The organism is Motiliproteus sp. SC1-56, assembly GCF_017309075.1.
GTDB lineage: Bacteria > Pseudomonadota > Gammaproteobacteria > Pseudomonadales > Balneatricaceae > Motiliproteus.
Genome location: NZ_JAEMGS010000029.1, coordinates 1 through 4,523, shown reverse-complemented (window position 1 = coordinate 4,523; position 4,523 = coordinate 1). Strand labels below are relative to the sequence as shown.

Genomic DNA, 4,523 nt, shown 5'->3' with positions numbered 1-4,523 from the left:
AGCTCATCAACAGATTGCCCTTCAGGCGCTCCTCGGCACCCATCTGAAAGAAAGACATCGATCAACCTCCGTGTTGTCGTCAATGCTCAGATTATGCTGAATTTTGGGCAGTTATGCAGGAGTCTTAATACTGCTGCATTGAAGCGAGTACGGAAGCGCGAATCACGGATGGTTTTGCCAAGCCCGGGAAACTCTGTACCCAGCACCACCTCAACCAAACAACGCTGATGATTTTCGACATCTATCTTATGCACATTGCCATTGGCGGGTTTCAACCCACGAACACGTCGAAGTTCGTTAGCACACTCCGGTGCGCCAATAAAAAACAATCGGTCTTGGGCCCGAAGGGTGCGATCCGGCTCAACGGCCGTCAGCAACATACCATCACGCTCAATCTCAGCTAGGTAGCCATAACCTAAGTTACGCAACCCCGCAGCAAGGACGGTTTTATTCACAAGAGGGCCGCCCGCCTCGACCTCAACTTCAACCGTATATTCACGGACTTTTTCCAATTGCTCCACCATACTCTGGCGATCAGGCAGCAGTCGGTCGCCCGAAAGATACAGATACACTGCTCCAACCAAAAGCAACGGAAAACCGATCAACGCAATATCAAACAATCCCAGCTCAATACCGCTATGCGTTCGCAGCAATCCATCAACCACCAGATTTGTGCTGGTTCCGATTAATGAGCAGGTGCCGCCGAGGATAGCAGCATAACTAAGCGGTAATAGCAGCTTGGAAGGAGCCAGATTCAATCGTCTGGACCACTCCTGAACGATAGGAATGAACATCACAACGATAGTGGTATTGTTCATCAGAGAGCTTAATAAAGAGGTCGGAAACACCAATCTAAACTGGGCAGTCTTCAATGAGGCAGGCAACCCCAGCAAACGAAGAGCAAGCCACTGCACTGCACCGGTCTCTTTCAGAGCGGCAGCGACAACAAATAACGTCGCTATCGTCATAACGCCAGGGTTGGCAAAGCCAACAAGGGCTTCAATCGGTGTAAGAATGCCAGCAACAATAAGAAAAGCCATTGCCGCCATCAGAATGAGGTCTGCTGAGATTGAGGTAAGCGCAAGCGCTATCAAAACAACGACTACGACAGCGATTGTCAAAAGCGCATTAAGCTCCAATACCACATCCTTTTATGCACCAACTCGAAACATACATCGTTTCAGGCCCGTTTCCATACAGCCAGAGTATTAAATCCAAGACGCTTTTTGACCATCCATACTGCCAGCAAGTTTTGGCTCGCTAAAGCAATTGCTGTGGCAATCGCACTACCCACAGCACCGTACATAGGCGTCAAGATTAGGGCTAGCACAACCGCTAGCGGACCACAGAGCAGCATCACATTACGCATATCCTTCTCATGGCCTGACATCATCAGCAGATACCCCACTGAACCAGTAACTACGTTCACAAACTGCCCCAGTGCTAGGATCTGTAGCAAGAGGCCCGCTTGCCTAAATTCAGGACCAAATAAACCCATGATAAAGCTCGGAAAGGCGAGCATCACGATAATGATCGGAAAGGCCACTACTGCCATCAGGCGCACGGAGTTAATGGCCAATCGCTGAACCCCTGCCTTATTACCTTGCTTATAAAGCGCAGCAAAACGTGGGGCAACGATCAAGTTAACAGCGATAAGAACAAAGCTTGTTAGCATCGCCGTCCGTTGCGCTACCGAGAGGAATGCGACTGATGAAGCATCCAACCAAGCCCCAGCGATAAATTGCCCTGACCACTGAATCAGCTCAGCCATCAACATAACTACCCATAACGGCATACAGCTTTTGAAAAGCTCATTCCAGCTAATAGTGCTCACTGTCGAATGACCACCGCCCCGCCACCAGAGAAGCCCACCTAGCGCCAGAGTCATGAAGGTAGCCACCGAATAAGCGCCCGCTGCAGCTTCTGCGTTATTAATACCAAGTACTAACAGGGCACAAATCAGCAATAGATTCACGCAGATATTCACAATGAAGACTGAGGAAACGACTCGCCGAAGCCCCTGCAAGCTCATCGCGATCAAGGTAAGCAGAGATAAACCTATTATGCCTGGCGCCATTAACTGGAATACTCGCGCCATTTGGGGCTTATCAAATACCGAGAAGGCGAGCCAACCGGATGCTGCCCACAAGCCAAGGGCAACCATCGACCCTACGCATCCAGCCAAGAACAACGCCTTTTGAATAACGGTCCTGATATCACCCCAGTTATGGTCCGGAAGTGCTGCGCCGGTAAAGCGCAGCACGGTATTATCCAGCCCCACGCGAGACACAGCGGCTAAGAACATGACCATAGTCAGTCCTAGAAAATAATAACCGGACTGCTCTGCCCCCATCACACGCGCTGAGATAAGGCTCATCACAAATGCAGCCAACGCTCCGACAATCCTCACACCAAAGGCCATAGCTGAATGCATCAGCAGACTGCGGTTATCAGTGGACAATCGGGGAAAACGGTGTTTGAAGAGGGTAAGCATTTTAAAAAAGCGCTACCCTTTAGAAGAAAGACGGTTCAAAACATGATCAACGCCGAAAGCCCAGTTACCGTCATCAACACCGTAGCTTGTTTTTAACTTACTGCCTGATAGAACGGAATAAGCAGGACGCTGAGCTGGCGTAGGAAACTGTTCAGTAGAAATCGGATCCACTGACGGAACTGGCGTAAGCAGACCTAAAGCATTACTTCGCTCAAAAATTGTTTGTGCAAACCCATACCAAGTAGTGGCATCACCACCGCAGTAATGGAAAACGCCGTGCGAATTAGTCGCTATCGCAGAGCTGGCAATATCTAACAAGGTATCAGCAAGGTCTCCAGCATAAGTCGGGGTTCCGTGCTGATCGGCTACCACGCTAAGGCTTTCACGCGCAGCCCCCAACCTCAACATCGTTTTAAGGAAATTGTTACCGTATTCACTAAAAACCCATGCGGCGCGGACGATAACATGACGAGGGCATAGTTCCTGTATTCGGTGCTCGCCATCCAATTTGCTGGCACCATAAACACCGAGCGGATTGGTAGGTGTTTCTTCGTTATAAGCCTCAGAAGCGATGCCATCAAACACATAGTCCGTCGATACATGAATCAACAGCGCATCGTGCTGCGCACAGGCTTCAGCTAGATTGGCGGGACCGTTGGCGTTGATTCTGTAGGCCTCATCCGACTCCTGCTCCGCTTTGTCAACCGCAGTATAAGCAGCGGCATTGATGACAACGTCAGGCTTATACTTAGCCACCATCCCCCGAACATCGCCAGCATTAGCAATATCCAACTCCCCCCGGGTTAATGCGACATACTCCAGCCTATTACCACGGTCAATTCGCTGATTAAGTCGATCCTGCAAACAACGACCCAGTTGACCATTCGCACCGGTTACAACAATTTTCATGAGAACAGCTCTGCTAGGGTTTGACCTGCCCGGTCTTTATCTGACAGGAGCGGATCCGTGACCGGCCACTCGATGCCGATTTCACTATCATTCCAGATCAAACAACCTTCATCGGTTGGGTCGTAATAGTCGGTACACTTGTACTCGAAGTCGGCTGTTTCCGACAGCACCACAAAACCATGAGCCAGCCCAGGTGGTACCCAAAACTGGGTTTTATTCTCTTCGGAGAGGATAACCCCTTCCCAACGCCCAAAAGTGGGCGAATCACAACGAATATCGACCGCGACATCAAAGACCTCACCCCGTACAACGCGTACCAATTTACCCTGCGGCTTATTGATCTGGAAATGCAGGCCGCGCAGCACGCCTTTACTCGAGCGCGAATAGTTATCCTGAACAAAGGGTAGGTCGATACCGCATTCCGCATAGCGGGCAGCTTGAAAAGTTTCCAGAAAAAAACCTCGGTGATCGCCAAACACTTTGGGTTGGATGATCTTGCACCCTTCTATGGAGCTAGCGATTACTTCCATCAGTGCTGCCCCTCCAACACCCGATAAAGGTATTGCCCATAACTGGTCTTGGACAACGCTTGGGCCTGCTCGGCCAGCTTCTCTTTCGTCAACCAACCGTTCTGGTAACCGATCGCTTCAAGACAGGACACTTTTAACCCTTGGCGGTTCTCGATGGTCGCTACAAATTGGCCCGCATCCAGCAACGAATCATGAGTTCCGGTATCCAGCCAGGCATAACCCCGGCCCAGCAGTTCGACATTCAAGTCACCGCGTTCAAGGTAAGCCATATTTACATCGGTGATTTCCAACTCGCCCCGCGCAGAAGGTTTTACCGCCTTGGCAATCTCAACTACATCGTTGTCGTAGAAATAGAGTCCCGTCACCGCGTAGTTGGACTTCGGTTGGGCAGGTTTTTCTTCAATACTGATCGCCTTACCATCCTGATCGAACTCCACAACTCCAAAACGCTCAGGATCACTAAGGAACCTACGATTAAGTCCCATCTCCTGAGCTACTCCGCTGCTCAAGCCGCATTTGCGGCGTAATAACCCGGTTTTTGATCATTTCACACCGCCTGCATGCCCGTTTTCCGGCAAGCAGACGGAGCT

The 4,523-nt window shown here is 50.4% G+C and carries 4 protein-coding genes and 1 pseudogene; all 5 read right to left on the bottom strand.

Annotation, left to right across the window (positions count from 1 at the left end; all coding sequences use genetic code 11):
* Positions 1-86: 86 nt before the first annotated feature.
* Positions 87-1,139 (bottom strand): SLC13 family permease, encoded by a 1,053-nt coding sequence (locus JGZ97_RS17940; RefSeq protein ID WP_207064084.1) that lies wholly within the window; start codon positions 1,137-1,139, stop codon positions 87-89.
* A 41-nt stretch (positions 1,140-1,180) separates the two neighbouring features.
* Positions 1,181-2,494 (bottom strand): polysaccharide biosynthesis C-terminal domain-containing protein, encoded by a 1,314-nt coding sequence (locus JGZ97_RS17935; RefSeq protein ID WP_207064083.1) that lies wholly within the window; start codon positions 2,492-2,494, stop codon positions 1,181-1,183.
* Between the two features lie 12 nt (positions 2,495-2,506).
* Positions 2,507-3,403, bottom strand: a complete 897-nt coding sequence (gene rfbD / locus JGZ97_RS17930; protein ID WP_207064082.1) for a dTDP-4-dehydrorhamnose reductase — start codon at positions 3,401-3,403, stop codon at positions 2,507-2,509.
* Entirely contained in the window at positions 3,400-3,933 is a 534-nt protein-coding gene (rfbC, locus tag JGZ97_RS17925; protein WP_207064081.1) for a dTDP-4-dehydrorhamnose 3,5-epimerase, read from the bottom strand. The genes rfbD and rfbC overlap by 4 nt, the downstream gene beginning before the upstream one ends.
* Positions 3,933-4,397: pseudogene (locus JGZ97_RS17920) on the bottom strand (sugar nucleotidyltransferase); the annotation flags it as partial. The gene rfbC and the pseudogene JGZ97_RS17920, both read right to left, overlap by 1 nt.
* Positions 4,398-4,523 lie beyond the last annotated feature (126 nt).

What these genes read in the sequence shown, in the direction of transcription:
- JGZ97_RS17935 (WP_207064083.1), bottom strand. Translation starts at nt 2,494, where the DNA reads ATGCTTACCCTCTTCAAACACCGTTTTCCCCGATTGTCCACTGATAAC.
- rfbC (WP_207064081.1), bottom strand. Translation starts at nt 3,933, where the DNA reads ATGGAAGTAATCGCTAGCTCCATAGAAGGGTGCAAGATCATCCAACCC.
- rfbD (WP_207064082.1), bottom strand. Translation starts at nt 3,403, where the DNA reads ATGAAAATTGTTGTAACCGGTGCGAATGGTCAACTGGGTCGTTGTTTG.